This is a genomic window from uncultured Kushneria sp. (assembly GCF_947497025.1).
Lineage (GTDB): Bacteria > Pseudomonadota > Gammaproteobacteria > Pseudomonadales > Halomonadaceae > Kushneria.
In genome coordinates this window covers 101,303-116,322 of the sequence record NZ_CANMFC010000005.1, presented here as the reverse complement: position 1 = coordinate 116,322, position 15,020 = coordinate 101,303, and the positions used below count along the sequence as shown (strand labels likewise).

The 15,020-nt window shown below is 61.3% G+C and carries 13 protein-coding genes; 4 read left to right on the top strand and 9 right to left on the bottom strand.

All coding sequences use genetic code 11. The features are described from left to right. Positions 1 to 63 precede the first annotated feature (63 nt). The 8 genes from Q0931_RS10890 to Q0931_RS10855 all read right to left on the bottom strand — a co-directional run bounded on the left by Q0931_RS10890 (position 64) and on the right by Q0931_RS10855 (position 9,866). The gene (locus Q0931_RS10890) at positions 64 to 780 is read right to left on the bottom strand and encodes an SDR family NAD(P)-dependent oxidoreductase (RefSeq protein WP_299260175.1); all 717 of its coding nucleotides are present in this window, start codon (positions 778 to 780) and stop codon (positions 64 to 66) included. Positions 781 to 796: 16 nt separating this feature from the next. Continuing rightward, positions 797 to 1,693: a polysaccharide deacetylase family protein gene (locus Q0931_RS10885; protein ID WP_299260173.1), complete on the bottom strand. Its 897-nt coding sequence runs from the start codon at positions 1,691 to 1,693 to the stop codon at positions 797 to 799. A 102-nt stretch (positions 1,694 to 1,795) separates the two neighbouring features. Continuing rightward, positions 1,796 to 4,021, bottom strand: a complete 2,226-nt coding sequence (locus tag Q0931_RS10880; RefSeq protein WP_299260171.1) for a xanthine dehydrogenase family protein molybdopterin-binding subunit — start codon at positions 4,019 to 4,021, stop codon at positions 1,796 to 1,798. Continuing rightward, positions 4,018 to 5,022, bottom strand: a complete 1,005-nt coding sequence (locus tag Q0931_RS10875) for a xanthine dehydrogenase family protein subunit M (RefSeq protein ID WP_299260169.1) — start codon at positions 5,020 to 5,022, stop codon at positions 4,018 to 4,020. Before Q0931_RS10875 ends, Q0931_RS10880 begins: the two co-directional genes overlap by 4 nt. Beyond that, on the bottom strand, positions 5,022 to 5,699 hold the full coding sequence (locus Q0931_RS10870) for a (2Fe-2S)-binding protein (RefSeq protein WP_299260167.1): 678 nt from the start codon (positions 5,697 to 5,699) through the stop codon (positions 5,022 to 5,024). Before Q0931_RS10870 ends, Q0931_RS10875 begins: the two co-directional genes overlap by 1 nt. Before the next feature lie 320 nt (positions 5,700 to 6,019). Continuing rightward, entirely contained in the window at positions 6,020 to 8,266 is a 2,247-nt protein-coding gene (locus tag Q0931_RS10865) for a xanthine dehydrogenase family protein molybdopterin-binding subunit (protein WP_299260165.1), read from the bottom strand. A 15-nt stretch (positions 8,267 to 8,281) separates the two neighbouring features. Beyond that, positions 8,282 to 9,271 (bottom strand): xanthine dehydrogenase family protein subunit M, encoded by a 990-nt coding sequence (locus tag Q0931_RS10860; protein WP_299260163.1) that lies wholly within the window; start codon positions 9,269 to 9,271, stop codon positions 8,282 to 8,284. 1 nt (position 9,272) lies between these two features. Next, on the bottom strand, positions 9,273 to 9,866 hold the full coding sequence (locus Q0931_RS10855; RefSeq protein WP_299260161.1) for a (2Fe-2S)-binding protein: 594 nt from the start codon (positions 9,864 to 9,866) through the stop codon (positions 9,273 to 9,275). A 436-nt stretch (positions 9,867 to 10,302) separates the two neighbouring features. Here Q0931_RS10855 and Q0931_RS10850 point away from each other — a divergent pair, with 436 nt between their 5' ends. The 4 genes from Q0931_RS10850 to Q0931_RS10835 all read left to right on the top strand — a co-directional run bounded on the left by Q0931_RS10850 (position 10,303) and on the right by Q0931_RS10835 (position 13,358). After that, the gene (locus Q0931_RS10850; protein ID WP_299260159.1) at positions 10,303 to 10,950 is read left to right on the top strand and encodes a TetR family transcriptional regulator; all 648 of its coding nucleotides are present in this window, start codon (positions 10,303 to 10,305) and stop codon (positions 10,948 to 10,950) included. Between the two features lie 347 nt (positions 10,951 to 11,297). Then, on the top strand, positions 11,298 to 11,750 hold the full coding sequence (locus Q0931_RS10845) for a hypothetical protein (protein ID WP_299260157.1): 453 nt from the start codon (positions 11,298 to 11,300) through the stop codon (positions 11,748 to 11,750). Between the two features lie 70 nt (positions 11,751 to 11,820). Further along, entirely contained in the window at positions 11,821 to 12,294 is a 474-nt protein-coding gene (locus tag Q0931_RS10840; RefSeq protein ID WP_299260155.1) for a phage holin family protein, read from the top strand. Continuing rightward, complete coding sequence (locus tag Q0931_RS10835) at positions 12,291 to 13,358, top strand: DUF3618 domain-containing protein (protein WP_299260153.1); 1,068 nt, start codon at positions 12,291 to 12,293, stop codon at positions 13,356 to 13,358. The genes Q0931_RS10840 and Q0931_RS10835 overlap by 4 nt, the downstream gene beginning before the upstream one ends. A 101-nt stretch (positions 13,359 to 13,459) precedes the next feature. On the opposite strand, the gene Q0931_RS10830 is transcribed toward Q0931_RS10835, so the two are convergent. After that, entirely contained in the window at positions 13,460 to 14,842 is a 1,383-nt protein-coding gene (locus Q0931_RS10830; protein ID WP_299260151.1) for a GntP family permease, read from the bottom strand. Positions 14,843 to 15,020: the final 178 nt, after the last annotated feature.

Sequence of the window (15,020 nt, the reverse complement as noted above, 5' to 3'; positions counted from 1 at the left end):
TCATGATCGCCGCGATGACACAGGCTGAAAAGACACCGCGGCCGGATGTCCCAGCCGGGCGCCTCAGTAATAGTCATCCAGCGAGGCGTTAACGTTGAGTTCGGCAAGGCTTGCCGTATTGGGCAGGTTCAATGCCATCGACACCAGCCGGGCCAGATCCTCGGGCTGGGTCATCTGCTCGGGGGCCATGTTGCCGACCGACTCGCCCATGTCGGTGGCGACCAGTCCGGGACACAGCGCGGTAGCCCGTACGCCGTCTTCCCAGCCCTCCTTTCGAAGCGCGTGAGACAGCGCGAGTGCTGCAAACTTGCTCATGGCGTAAAGCCCGGAGCCGGGGCTTTTGACCCGGTGTCCGGACAGGGACACCACCGAGACCACGCGTCCGGCACCGGTTTTTTTCAGATGCGGCCAGGCCGCACGCGCCAGTCGCAGCGGCGCCTTGACGTTGATGTCGAAAATCTCGTCGATGTCGGCATCTTCGGCTTCGATCACCGTCCTGGGAATCATGATGCCGGCGTTGTTGATCAGGGCATCCAGGCGGCCGAAGCGCGCCACCGTGGCCTCGACCCAGGCCTGATCAAAGGCATTGGTGGTGGCGTCATAGGGATGCACCAGCACGTGCTCCCCGATCAGTGCCGGGTCGATCTCCTCCGGGCGACGCACGCCCAGACTCAGCTGCCAGCCCTCTGCTCTCAGACGCCGGGCGATCGCGGCACCAATGCCGCGGCTGGCCCCCGAGATCATCGCCACACGAGGCGTTATCTGCGGGTCATGGTTCATGGTGCTCTCCCCTCGGTTAAACGATCTGTCGGGCCGCATGACGGGCGATCGCGCCCGGTGTGGTCCACCAGACGCCTTCAGCCTCGCGATACCCGGCCAGGTCGCTGAGCACCTTGCGCAACAGGCGCAGCCGGAAGGGCTGGCCGGTCAGCCACGGATGCAGGGCAATGCCCATGACCAGCGGCTGATGACGGGACTGCTCGAGCAGCTCGAGGAACTGATCGCGCATCATGGTGGCAAACTCGTTCATGCTGACCCGGTGGGTCGAGATGGTCGGAATGTCGTTCAACTCCTGCGGATAGGGAATCGACAACAGCTGGCCGTGACGGGTGCGCATGGCAACGGGTCGGTCGTCGTGCGCCCAGTTGAGCGTGTAGGAAAATCCCGCCTCCTGCAAAAGATCCGGGGTGCGATCGCTTTCCGAAATCCACGGCGAGAGCCAGCCCTCGGGAGGCGTGCCGAAGTGGGCCGCCAGACGCTCGCGACTGCGCGCGATCAGCGCGGCCTCATCACTTGAAGACATCTGCCCCTGGCGCTCGGCGTTGGTATGGCCGTGGCCGATCAGCTCGTGGCCGCGGGCGACGAAGGCCTCCAGCAGCTCCGGGCAGTGATCGAGAATCGAGGTGTTGGCGATCACACCGGCCGGCAGGGAGAGCGCCTCCAGCATTTCCAGAAAGCGCCAGGCGCCCACGCGGTTGCCGTACTCCCGCCAGGCGTAGTTGAGCACGTCCGGCTCGCCCTCGGGCGCGGGCGGTGCAATGCCGGGGCCGCGCCCTTCGCCGAAGGCAAAGTGTTCCAGATTGACGCCCACGTAGACCGCCAGACGGGTATCGCCCGGCCAGCGAAAATCGTCCCGGTCGGTGATCGGGCGGTAGTCAAAACGCTCATGGTGACGCAGATGATTGATCGGCATGACAGGCTTCCGTGCAGGTGACCCGGTGGACCAGGGTCATGACATGTAAAACGCCGGCGCCTTTCTACAGGACGCCGGCGTGAAGATCGTCCGAACAGGGGCTTACGCCGACTGCACTTCGGGGACGTTTTCCATCAGCTTCTCCTTGAAGATCGGCAGATCCCGGATGCGCTTGCCGGTGGCGTGATACACCGCGTTGGCCACCGCCGCGGCCATGCCGGTAATCCCGATCTCGCCGATCCCACGGGCGCCAAACTCGTTGAACGCCAGATCAGGATAGTCGAGCAAAATCACATCGACCTCCGGCGGCTGGTCGGCATGCACCGGCACCACGTACTCGGCGTAGTTGTTGTTCACCGGCCGGCCATTGCGCGCGTCATACTCGGTCGCCTCGAAATGGGCCATGCCCAGCCCCATGACAATCGCCCCTTCCACCTGGTTGCGCGCGGTCATCGAGTTGATGACACGACCTACATCAATGGCGCTGACGACTCTGGAAACGCGCAGATTCGAGATGCCCGGGTCCCAGCGTACTTCCACGAAATGCGCCCCGAAGGAGCGATAGGAGTACTTGTCATCGGCACCTTGGGTATGCGCGTGGCCGTCGGCGCTGGCCAGTTTCTGGCCCTTGAGCACGTCAACGTAGTCCACGCTCTGCCCATCATGCGTCAGCTGTCCATTTTCGAACGTGAGGCTGTCGCTATCGCTGTCGACACCGGCAAAGTCGCCCTTCTCACCGGTGGCGTAGCCCTTGAGCTCCTTGATCGCCTCGCGAGTGGCGGCGGCGATGGCCGGCAGTGTGGTCGCCGTGGTCCAGGAACCGCCCGAAATCGGCCCTTTCGGATAGCTGGTATCCCCCAGGCGCACGGTGATCTTTTCCAGCGGCAGGCCGGTCAGCTCGCTGACCGTCTGGGCAATGATGGTGTAGGTGCCGGTACCGATGTCCTGGGTGGCGCAGGTGACATAGGCCGTACCATCGGCGCGCAGGGAGACCCGCGCCTCGCACTCGCGCTTGATCGCCTCCCAGTTACAGGCGGCCATGCCGTAGCCGATGATCTCGTGACCGTCGCGCATTGAGCCGACTTCCGGATTGCGATCCTGCCAGCCGAACTTCTCGGCCGCCTTTTCGGTGGCCTCACGGATATGGTTGCTGGAGAAGTCGAGATCCTGACTCTCGTCGCGGGTGGCGTAGTTGTTCATGCGAAACTCGAGCGGATCAACGCCGGCGGCCAGCGCCATCTCGTCGATGGCCGACTCCAGCGCAAACAGCCCGGGCGCGGCGCCCGGCGCCCGCATCGAGGTGGGCGTGCCGCGGTTGACCCGGGTGGTCTCGTGACTGACCAAAAGATTGGGGCACGAATAGAGGCTCTTGGTGACGCTGCCGCAGGTCTCGACATACTGGTCGGTAAACGACGTCGTGTTGATCGACTCGTGACGCAGCGACACCAGCCGACCGCGCTCATCGGTGGCCAGACGCATGCGCTGGCGCGTCTCGGGGCGATGGCCGGTGGTGGTAAACATCTGCTGACGGGGCACCACCAGCTGCACCGGACGGCCGATCTCGCGCGCGGCAGCGGAAACCGCCACCGCATGCGGCCACATCCAGAGCTTTGAGCCAAAGCCCGAGCCGATAAACGGTGATTCCACCCGGATATGCTCCTGAGGGATGCCAAAGATTTTTGACAGCGCCCCGCGCTGCTGCACCACCCCCTGGGAGGATTCGAAGATGGTCAGACGATCGCCTTCCCAGCTCGCCACGGAGGCGTGCATCTCCATCGGGTTGTGGTTTTCCACCGGGGTGGTGTAGGTCACATCGATGCTGTGGGCAGCGCCGTCGAAATTCCCGGCCGCGTCACCACGCTCGTGGTTGCCCTGTCCCTTTTGCGTGCCGTGGGCCTTCACGCCCTGATCAAGATTGGCAATCGCGTTGTCATCACGCTGATAACTTACACCCACCTTGCGCGCGGCGGCACGGGCGTTTTCAAACGTATCGGCCACTACCAGCGCCACGAACTGGCCCTCATAGTGGACCTGATTGTCCTCGAACGGCAGGCGGGTCTCCTCGACCTTGTTGCCCTGGGCCATCGAGGACGGCGAACGGTGAAGCTCGGGGAAGTGATCGTGATGAAAGATATCAATCACGCCCGGAGACTGGCGGGCAGCGTCCAGATCCAGCCCGGTCACGGTGCCGCGAGCAATGGTGCTGAAGACCCCATAGCCATAGGCCATGTTGTCGGGATGATGATCGGCGGCGTAGGGGGCCGCGCCGGTGACCTTGCGCTGGCCGTCTATGCGTTTCGGACCTGCGCCAATGATGCTGTCACTCATGACGTTCTCCTGTCTTCCTGCGCCGTCAGGGTGGTGAGATTGCGCACGATGGCCTGCTGACCCAGCGGAATCTTGAAGGCGTTGTGGGCGTAGGGTGTGGCGCCCTTGAACGCGATCCCGGCGGCATGCGTAAAGCTCGCCTCACCGATCTTCTGGCCCTTGAGCGCCTTCTCGGCCTCAAGGGCCCGCCAGGGTTTGGTCCCCACCCCGCCCAGCGCCACGCGAGCGTTCGTGATGGTGTCGCCCTCCAGCGTGACGATCACGGCACTCGAGGCCAGTGCAAACTGATAGGAGGCGCGGTCGCGCAGCTTGAGATAGCCCGAGCGGCTGTTTTCAAGCGGCGCGTCCAGCGTCACGTGGGTGATCAGCTCGCCCGGCTTGAGGGCGTGCTCGCGCTCGGGGGTATCACCCGGCAGCAGGTGAAAGTCGAGAAAGCCGATATCGCGCTGGCCGTCCGGGCCTTCGACCGTGACCGTCGCGCCGATGGCGGCCATGGCCACGCACATGTCAGACGGGTGGGTAGCAATGCATTGCTCGCTGGTGCCGAGTACGGCGTGCACGCTGCGATTGTGACCTTTGATGGCGGCACAGCCCGAGCCCGGCTCGCGCTTGTTGCAGCTCGAGACACCATCCCGGAAGTACGGACAGCGCACACGCTGCATGACGTTGCCGGCGGTGGTGGCCTTGTTGCGCAGCTGCGTGGTGGCACCTGACAAGAGTGCCTCGCTGAGCACGGCGTACTCATTTTTGATCCGGTCATCGCGGGCAAGCGCCGTATTGGTTACCAGCGCGCCGATGCGGGTACGACCATCATTGAGCGTTTCGATCTGGTTGAGATCGAGCCGGTTGATGTCAACCACCTGATCCGGGCGCATGATGTCGATCTTGACCAGGTCCAGCAGCGTGGTGCCACCGGCCAGATAGGCGGCCTGCTCGCTGCGGCCATGGGTCGATACCGCCTGACGGGGACTGTCGGCCCGCGCATAGTCGAATTCGCGCATCAGCTCGCTCCTTCCATCTTGCCGCGGGCGTCCTGCACGGCGGCCAGAATGTTCTTGTAGGCGCCACAGCGACAGATATTGCCGCTCATTGCCTCACGCACCGAGGCATCATCACTGCCGATGTTGTCATCGTTGAGAATGGCGACGGCGCTCATGATCTGCCCCGAGGTGCAGTAGCCGCATTGATAGGCATCGTGGGCCCAGAAGGCGACCTGTACCGGATGCAGCTCATCGCCCTGTGAGAGCCCCTCGATGGTGGTGATTTCATCCCCATCGTGAGAAACCGCCAGCGACAGGCACGAGTTGATCGCCGTGTCATTGACCAGCAGCGTACAGGCGCCGCACTGGCCCTGATCACAGCCCTTTTTGGTCCCGGTCAGCATCAAACGGTCGCGCAGCACATCGAGCAGTACGGCGTTGGGTTTAACGTTCAGGGTATGTGCCACGCCGTTGACAGTGAGCTGGATCTGCTGCTCGCCCTCGGCAGGGGCGCCATCATCGCGCGGCTCGACGGGCTCCTTCTGCTGCTGCCCGGCCTGGGCAATCTGCGCCCAGGCCGGCGCCGTAGCGGCCGCCAGACTGGAGGCGCCCATGGTCTTGAGAAAACGTCGCCTGGAGGGAGAACGGGCATCAAAGGTCTCGACGCCCAATCCTTCATTGTTGTGGTGATCACTCATGTGTCACTCCTCATTGCATCAGGGCATTGGTGTTGTATCGCACCCTGTCTCGTCACGGTCGATATGAGTTCTGGCAGTGTCGGCTGCCAGTAATGGCGCCTTCGGGCGCTCTGAAATGGTGTGGAACATCAGTAGTGGCCGGGCAACTCGTTTGCTGGCGAACGATTCAAGCCTGGACCGGCAGCAGCAAGATTGCCAGCGACAGGCGAGGGGCTTTCAGACCCTGTTCAGGCCGACTCATCCCGGGAAGATGGCATTTGATAAAAGGGCCGGCTCCTCTGCAGGAGCCGGCCCGTTGGTCACGAGTTACCGCGTAGGACTCAGGAGGCCAGCAGTTTCTCGATCGAGATCGGCATATCGCGAATGCGCTTGCCGGTGGCGTTGTAGACCGCGTTGGAAATGGCGGCCGCCACGCCGGTCAGGCCGACCTCGCCCACGCCGCGCGCACCAAACTCGTTGCGCAGGTAGTCGGGATAGTCGAGCAGCTCCACTTCAATCTGCGGCATGTCGGCATTTACCGGCACGACGTAGTCCGCCAGACTGTTGTTGTAGGGATAGCCATGAGCGTCGTATTCGATCTGCTCGAACAGCCCCATGCCCATGCCCATCACGATGCTGCCTTCGACCTGGTTGGTTGCCGTGAGCGGGTTGATGGCGCGGCCGATATCGATGGTCGAACAGACGCGCGCCACGCGCAGGCGCGAAATGCCCGGATCCCAACGCACCTCCACGAACACGGCGCCAAAGGAGCGGAAGCTGTACTGATCCTGCTCGTCGCCGGGCTTCGTGCTCGCCTCGCCATCGACCAATCCGATCCGGTTCTGGCGCAGCAGCTCGGCAATCTCGATGCTGTTGTCACCGCTGACCAGCCGGCCGTCACGGAGGGTGATACTGTCCTGATCGACGTTTTCAAACACGCCGCCTTCAGCCGTGGCCAGCGTTTTGAGCTCGGCAAGTGCTTCCTTCATGGCCGCGGAGACTGCCGGCAGCACGGTCGCCGTGGCAAACGAGCCCCCGGAAAGCGGGCCCGACGGCAGCGAGGAATCCCCGAGGCGCACATCGATCATCTCGATGGGCACGCCGGTCATCTCACTAGCAGTCTGCGCCACGATCGTATAGGTGCCGGTACCGATATCCTGCGTGCCGCAGGCGACCAGCAGTGTGCCGTCATCGCGAAAGCCAAAGCGTGCGCTGCAGTGCTGACGCATCGCTTCCCAGCTCTGGGTCGCCATGCCGTAGCCGATGATTTCGTCACCGTCCTTCATCGCCCCGGGCGTCGGGTTGCGCTTGTTCCAGCCAAAGCGCTGGGCCGCGTTGTCCCAGCACTCCTTGAGGTGGTTGCTCGACCAGGGCAGATCGGCGGCCGGGTCTTTCTCCGCGAAGTTCTTCTTGCGAAGCTCAAGCGGATCCATCTCGAGCTTGACGGCCAGCTCATCCAGCGCCGTTTCCAGTGCGAAGGCGCCTGACGCTTCACCCGGTGCCCGCATGGACGTCGGCGCACCCTTGTTGACCGTCACCAGCCGATTGGTCACGGCCACGTTGTCACAGTCATACATGCTGGGGGTGGCACCGCTGACGGTGTCATCGTGCAGACCGGCCGGCGACGTCTCGTTGCAGCCGTCGTGATGGATGGACAGCAGCTTGCCGCTGTCATCGGCGCCCAGACGAACACGCTGCAGCGAGGTCGGGCGATAGCCGGTGTTGAGATATTCAAGCTCGCGCGGCACGACCGTCTTGACCGGACGACCCAGGCGACGGGCAGCCACGGACGTCATGACGGCGTGTGGCCACATGAAGAGCTTGCTGCCAAAGCCCGAGCCGATAAAGTGCGAGATGACCGTGACCTTCTCCTGCGGGATGCCGAAGATCTTTGCCAGCGCATTGCGCTGAAAGACCACGCCCTGGGAGGATTCGTACACGGTCAGCATGTCGTTTTCCCACTGCGCCACCGAGGCGTGCATTTCCATGACGCTGTGGTTTTCGTGGGCGATCGAGTAACGCTGATCGAGTTGAATACTGGCTGATTCAAACGCCGAGTCGGCATCCCCGCGGCTGCTGGCGTCTCCCGGGACGTCCTCGCCCGGCAGATCACCCTGACCGCTGTCGAGAGCGAGGATGTCAGTGAGCTGATCATCGCTTTTCTCGTACTGCGCCCTGACCTTTCTGGCCGCCGCGCGGGCATGCTCAAAGGTGTCGGCCACGACCAGCGCAATGTACTGGCCGTGATAGTAGATCTCGTTGTCTTCAAACGGCAGACGCGACTCACCGACCTTGTTGGCCGCGGCGAAATCGTTGGGTGAGCGGCTGAGCTTATCGAAGTTGTCGTGGTGGAAAATATCCAGCACGCCTGGCATTGCCAGCGCCTCATCCAGCTCCAGCGCGACCAGTCGCCCCTTGGCGATGGTGCTGGAGACCGGATAGCCCCAGGTCTGGTTGGGCAGATTGCGGTCGGCGGCATAGTCGGCACCGCCGGTCAGCTTGAGCGTGCCATCAATGCGCGGCTTTTTCTGACCGATGCTGGTCAACGTGCCGTCAACGCGCTGCGGCTTTTGTGTTTCGGTGGTCATGTGATCTCTCCGTGATCAGCCGCGGGCGGCAGCGGTAGCGTCTCTGAGCGCACGCACGATGGCCTGCTTGCCCAGCGTGATCTTGAAGCCGTTATGGCTATAGGCGACGGCATCATTGAAGGCAGCCTCTGCGGCCTGCTCGAAATTCTCCTGCGTGGCCGGCTGGCCCTTGAGCACGGCCTCGGCAGCATCAGCACGCCATGGTTTGGTGGCCACACCGCCCAGTGCCAGGCGCACCTCGCTGATGTTGTCACCGTCCAGGTTGACGATCGCGGCGCAGGAAGCCAGCGCAAACTCGTAGGAGGCGCGATCACGCAGCTTTAGATAGTGCTGGCCGCCACTGCGCGGGGCATCAAGTATCACGTGGGTGATCAGCTCGCCCGGCTTCAGATCATGCTCACGCTCGGGGCTGTCGCCCGGCAGCAGGTGATAGTCTTCAAAGGCCACCTCGCGCTGACCATCGGGGCCCTCCAGTACCAGCGTGGCGCCGGCGGCGACCATGCCAACACACATGTCGGAGGGGTGCGTAGCGATGCAATGCTCGCTGGTACCCAGTACCGCGTGATTGCGGTTGATGCCCTCGATGGCCGAACAGCCCGTGCCCGGTTCGCGCTTGTTGCACGGCATGGCCGGATCACGGAAGTAGGGGCAGCGGGTGCGCTGCATGACATTGCCACCAGTGGAGGCCATGTTGCGCAGACCGGTCGAGGCACCGGAGAGCAGCGCCTCGCTGAGCACCGGATAGTCGCGCATCACGATCTCGTGTTTGGCAAGCTCGGTATTGGAGACCAGCGCGCCCACCTTGAGACGGCCATCTTCCAGTGTCTCGATGCGCTTGAGTGGCAGTCGGCTCACGTCGACGACCTTCTCGGGCTGCATGACATCCAGCTTGACCAGATCCAGCAGCGTGGTGCCACCGGCAATAAAGGCCTCGCCATCATGGACACGGCGATGGCTCACGGCCTGATCGATGGCCTCGACACTTTCGAGTTCAAACGCTCGCATGTTATTGCCCCCCCCGCATCTTGCCGCGGGCACTCTGCACCGCATCGAGAATGTTCTTGTAGGCACCGCAGCGGCAGATGTTGCCGCTGAGCGCTTCGCGCAGCGAGGTTTCATCGCCATCGATGCTGTCGTCACTGATGACGGCAGCGGCGGTCATCATCTGTCCGGCCGTGCAGTAGCCGCACTGGTAGGCATCATGTTCGAGAAAGGCTGCCTGCACCGGGTGATGACCCTGTTCGAAGCCGGCGCTTTCGGCCAGACCTTCGATGGTGACGATCTCGGCGCCTTCCTGCAGACAGGCCAGCATCAGGCAGCTGTTGACACTGCGACCGTTGACATGAACGGTGCAGGCGCCGCACTGGCCATGGTCACAGCCCTTTTTGGTGCCGAAAAGACCCAGCTGTTCGCGCAGCACATCCAGCAGCACAGCGTTGGGCGCCACATGTAGATCATGCTGCTCACCGTTAACGGTCAGGGTGATGCGGCGGGTGTCGGAATGCTCGCCGGAAGCGGCATTGGGGCGTTCAGCGATCTCTGCCTGGGCGCCGGGGGTACAAAACCCCACGCCCGTTGAAGGACGGATAACAGGTGCCATGAGTCAGATCCTCATCAGTCGTCTTGTACGGTCATTACATTATTGTGATCATCGAAGCACCCGACAGGGCAGGCATCGGATCACGTTTTATAAGTATCGAATCCACGGTTCATGCTTGAGACAGTCCTTGCCTGGCGCTGTCAAAAGGGCGTCATGGTGAGTTGCCATGCGCCTTATACGTGCAGCAAGGAGTCTATAAGGTAGGTAACGAATGTCATGCCAGCAACCCGAGGTTGCAGTTATCCGACATTACAGGCGCCGTTGAGCATCATGCTCAAACGCTGAAATTCATGGAAAAGACCAATGATCTATTCATGAACGCCGTGCGCAAATATACAATCGCGCATGTATGCATTATTGTGCACCCGCCTGCGTGAAACGCCCTGTCCACGCAGCCAGGCCATTTCATGACAGGTTTAACGTCAAGAAGACGTCCATGAGAAAGACCAAGGAAGAAGCGGAACTGACGCGTCAGTCGCTGATGAATGCCGCCGAGCATCTTTTCATCGAAAAGGGACTCAGCCGTACCACACATAACGACATCGCCACGCGTGCCGGCGTCACGCGCGGTGCGCTGAACTGGCATTTCCCGGAAGGCAAGACCAGTATTCTGGCCGCGCTTTTAGAGCGCAAACGCCAGATGACCGAGCGTCTGGCCGCTCACCTGGCACAGTGCGAGCAGCTTGCCCACGCCCCGGTGAGCATCATGCGCCTGACGCTGGTACAGGACCTTGAATCGCTATCACGGGATGGCCGGCTCCAACGCATTTTGCTGCTGACCTCATCGCGCAACGAGTTCATCGGCGAATTTGCCTGGGTCAACGACCAGCTTGATCTGCACATGCATGAGTGTCGCGACATGATCAGCCAGACCTTTCGTCGCGGCATGGACTGCGGCGAGATCGTCCTTCGCAACGGCTTGACGCCTGCCATGGCAGCCTCGATGCTGCTGTCCTGTCTCAAGGGGGTGATCACGGACTGGCTGCTGAAGCAGACACTTTTTGAACTGGCCCATGATAGTGAAAAGGTGGTCAGCACGCTGCTTGACAGCGTCGTTACCTGGCAGCACGGCCCTGTTTCCTGACGGGGCCCTGCCCTGCCTTTCAACTCTCTTTCTTCCTTCCGGTGACAACGATTTCCGCCCCCGCTCTGCATCAGCAATTTCGATCGCCTTTTTCATCCTCAGGCCCGCAGTGCCGAAGATATTGGCATTCAAAAATCCATTTAAATCTCTTTATTAACATGGATCATATTTAAACCCTTTATAACAAAAACCCGGCTTTTTCCCTGACTTTATAATCCCACCATTTCCTTGACGTTTGGCCCGTTCAATCTACTGTTTCTAGGTAGATGCCGAGCAGACCATCACAATGTTCTGTTCATAAAGGCATTATTGATCCAGATTAATTTATTGGCTTTAAGGTGCACATCATGAGCGACACGGACGAACGTTTCATGCATGGCGATAACCGCCAGCAGGGCAGTAAAGACAATGGCGGTTCACAGGGCAACGACAAGGCTCACCAGAACAGGGAACAGGCGCGGCAAAAGGCTCGGGAAACGGCCGACCAGGCCCGCGAGGAAGCCCTGCGCCGCGCTGACAGCCAAAAGGGTTTTGTTGCCGACTATATCTCGAACTTTTCGGAAGCCGTGCGCAGCATGGCCATGCAGTTCAAGGACCAGGATCAGGTATCGCTGGCCGATTACACCTATCGCCTGGCCGACAGAACCGACACTCTGGCGGATCGACTGCGTGATGAAAACAGCGAGTCACTGCTGAAACAGGCACAGGACTTTTCTCGCCGTGAGCCGGCCCTGTTCATTGGTGGCATGGTTGCTGGCGGCTTTTTGCTGTCGCGTTTTCTCAAAAGCTCCAATCACTGAACGTCCCTGACCGGTACGTCCGACAGGAAAACCATTTTGTATTGTTCGGATCAACAGGGAGAGTTTGATCATGACACAACCTTCAGGTCATAAAGACCCCAGCATTGAAGAGCGCCGACAAGCCGAAGAAAGCGGCGACGAGCCTCGCGGCATGGTAGGCATGCTCTCTTCGCTGCTCAACGATGTTACTTCGCTGGTTCGCCAGGAAATTGCACTTGGCAAGGCCGAGATGCAGCAGAACATCAAGCGCGCCGGCGCCGCCATTGCCTCCATCGTGGTAGCAGGTGCCGTGCTGAATGCAGGCCTGCTGGTCCTTCTGGCAGCAGCCGTGCTGGGCCTGAGCCACGTACTTGACCCCTGGCTTTCGGCCCTGATCGTGGGCGCCATCGTCGTCATCATCGGCATGAGCATGATGAAAAAGGCGCGCGATACGCTGAGCACCCAGGCCATGACGCCGGATCGTACCGTCGACAGCCTGCAGCGTGATCAGTCCATGCTCAAGGAACATGCCAGCAGCCACAAGGAAGAGGAGAACAAGCAATGAGTGATCAAGACCAGAATCAGGACCAACAGGATACTCGCAGCCCTGAAGAGATTGAAGCGGACATCAACAAGACTCGCTCGCACCTTGATGACACGCTCAGCGATTTTCAGGAACGCTTCTCCTCCGATCACATGATGCACAGCGCCATGGAATACGTGAAAAGCGATTCCGCCAGGGATTATTTTTCCAATCTGGGGCGCTCGGTGCGGGACAATCCGATGCCTGCTGCTCTGATCGGTGTGGGCATTGGCTGGCTGATCTACTCCAGCAATTCAGACTCAAGTCGTGGCAGTGTGCCGAACCATTTCAACGACAAGCGCCAGAAGCGTGCTCGTCATGCAGCGGCAGAAACGGAGCCGCAGACGCATGAATATGATGAGCTCTATGACGAGCCGCTCTTTGATGAGCCGCTTTATAGCGAAGGCGCCTCCATCGACCAGTATCGTCAGGGGCAATCCTCGAGCGACAGCGGTGGCCTGGGCCAGCGCGCCAAGGGCGCCCTGCATGGGGCCGGTGATCGTGCGCGCAATATGAAAAGTGGCGCCGGCGAGCGCGCACACAACATGAAAAGCGGTGCCAGTGACCGCATGCAGCGTATGAGACAGGGTTCCAGCGACCGTCTTCACAACGCCTCTTCAAAGGCGCGTGACACCGGCTCATGGCTAAGCGACATGGCGCATGACAACCCGGTCGCGGCAGGCGCACTGGGTCTGGCGGCAGGCGCCCTGCTCGGCTCGCTGCTTCCCACCTCGCGCGCCGAGCAGCGTGCCATGGGCGATACTCGTGACCATCTGGTTGATCGCGCCAGCGAGATAGGCTCCGAGCAGATGGAACGTGCCAGCGACAAGGCTCGCGAAGCCGCTGACCAGCATGCCTCCGATGACAAGGATTCGAACGATCGCGATCAGAAGTCGTCAGACCATCGTAATCCATCGTCCTCGGGCAGCAGCCATCAGCCGTCCTCCGATAGCAGCGACAGCGAGCCGCGCTTTGGCAGCAGCACATCAACCACCACCAGCACCTCAACGGATCATGTTCCGGGCAATACGCGTCCTGGCAGCTAAAACCCTGGTGTGACCCCATCAAAAACGACGCCCGAGGGCGTCGTTTTTTTGATCCATACTGCCTGTACCAGGACAACGCCTGTAGCAGCACAGCGCATGGACTAGAACAGCACGAAAACGATATAGGCCAGCACAAAGCCCAGCAGGGATTCCAGTGTCTGTTGGGTGGTCCATACCTTGAGCGTGGTTTTCACATCCATGCCCATCAGCCGCCCGACCAGCCAGAAACCCGAATCGTTGACATGGCTGGCAAACACCGAGCCTGCCGCCGTGGCCAGCGTAATGGCCACCACCTGCATGGTCGAGAAATCACCGGCTTCAACGGCGGGGGCCATCAGCCCGGCCGCCGTCACCAGCGCCACCGTCGCCGAGCCCTGCGCCACGCGCATTAATACCGCCACCACATAGGCGGCCATGATGACCGACAGCCCGAGGTTTTCGAGCGAGCCCGACAACGCATCACCGATACCCGAAGCACGCAGCACCCCACCAAACATGCCGCCGGCGCCGGTAATCAACACCACCGAACAGATCGGCCCCAGCGAGGAATCCAGCACCTTTTCAAGGGCCGTCCCCGATTGCCCACGGCGACCGCCCAGTACCCACAGCGCGACCAGCACCGAGAGCAAAAGCGCAATCGGCGTCTCGCCCAGTGCCGAGCACAGCTTGAACCAGCCGGCATCGCTGTCGGCCATGCCGGCGGCACGCAGGAAATCCAGCCCGGTGTTCATGAAGATCAGTGCCATCGGCAGCAGCAGCATGGACAGCACAGCGCCAATCGACGGCGGATTGGTGATCTCCTCTTCATTGCTGGCACCGAACATGCCACCCGCCACCTGCTCAAGCGTGATACGCGAGGCGGCAAAGCGGCTCCACAGGTAGCCCGACAGATACCACAGCGGAAAGGCGATCAGTACCCCGGTCAGCATCACCAGCCCCAGATTGGCGCCGTACAGCTCGGAGGCCGCCACCGGGCCCGGATGCGGCGGCACAAACACGTGCATGACCGAAAAGGCCGCTGCCGCCGGTAGTGCGAACGGGATGATGGGGCCATTGAGGCGTCTGGCGATGGCAAAGATGACCGGCAGCATGACGATCAGGCCGGCATCCATGAAGATGGGAAAGCCCATCAGCAGGGACGCCACGCCGAGGGCAAAGGGGGCGCGCTTTTCGCCAAAAAGCGCAATCATGCGATCGGCCAGCACCCTGGCCCCGCCGGAAGACTCCACCAGCTTGCCCAGCATTGCCCCCAGCCCGATCAAAAGGGCCACCGAGCCCAGTGTGCTGCCGAAGTTGTTCACCAGTGTCGGCACAATCTGATCGACGGGGATACCGGCGGCAAAGGCGGTTAACAGACTAACGAGAATCAGGGTGACAAAGGCATGCACCCTGAACTTGATCACCATGAGCAATAGCACTGCAATCGCGGCCGCCGCGATACCCAACAGTGGCCCTGCCGACATGGTCTGACTCCAGTTTTCCATCCTCTCTCCCTGATGGCTGCCCGGTCGGGGCGCGGGTGTTTTTCAATGTTTTGATGATCAAGGCATCAGCGCATGCCCTGGCCCTTCAATCGGCCAAAAGTCTAGGGATCCCTGGGGCCGCTGCCAAACCCTTTTGCCCATTTCGTTGATTCAAAATGATTTTCACGCAAAAGCCCCG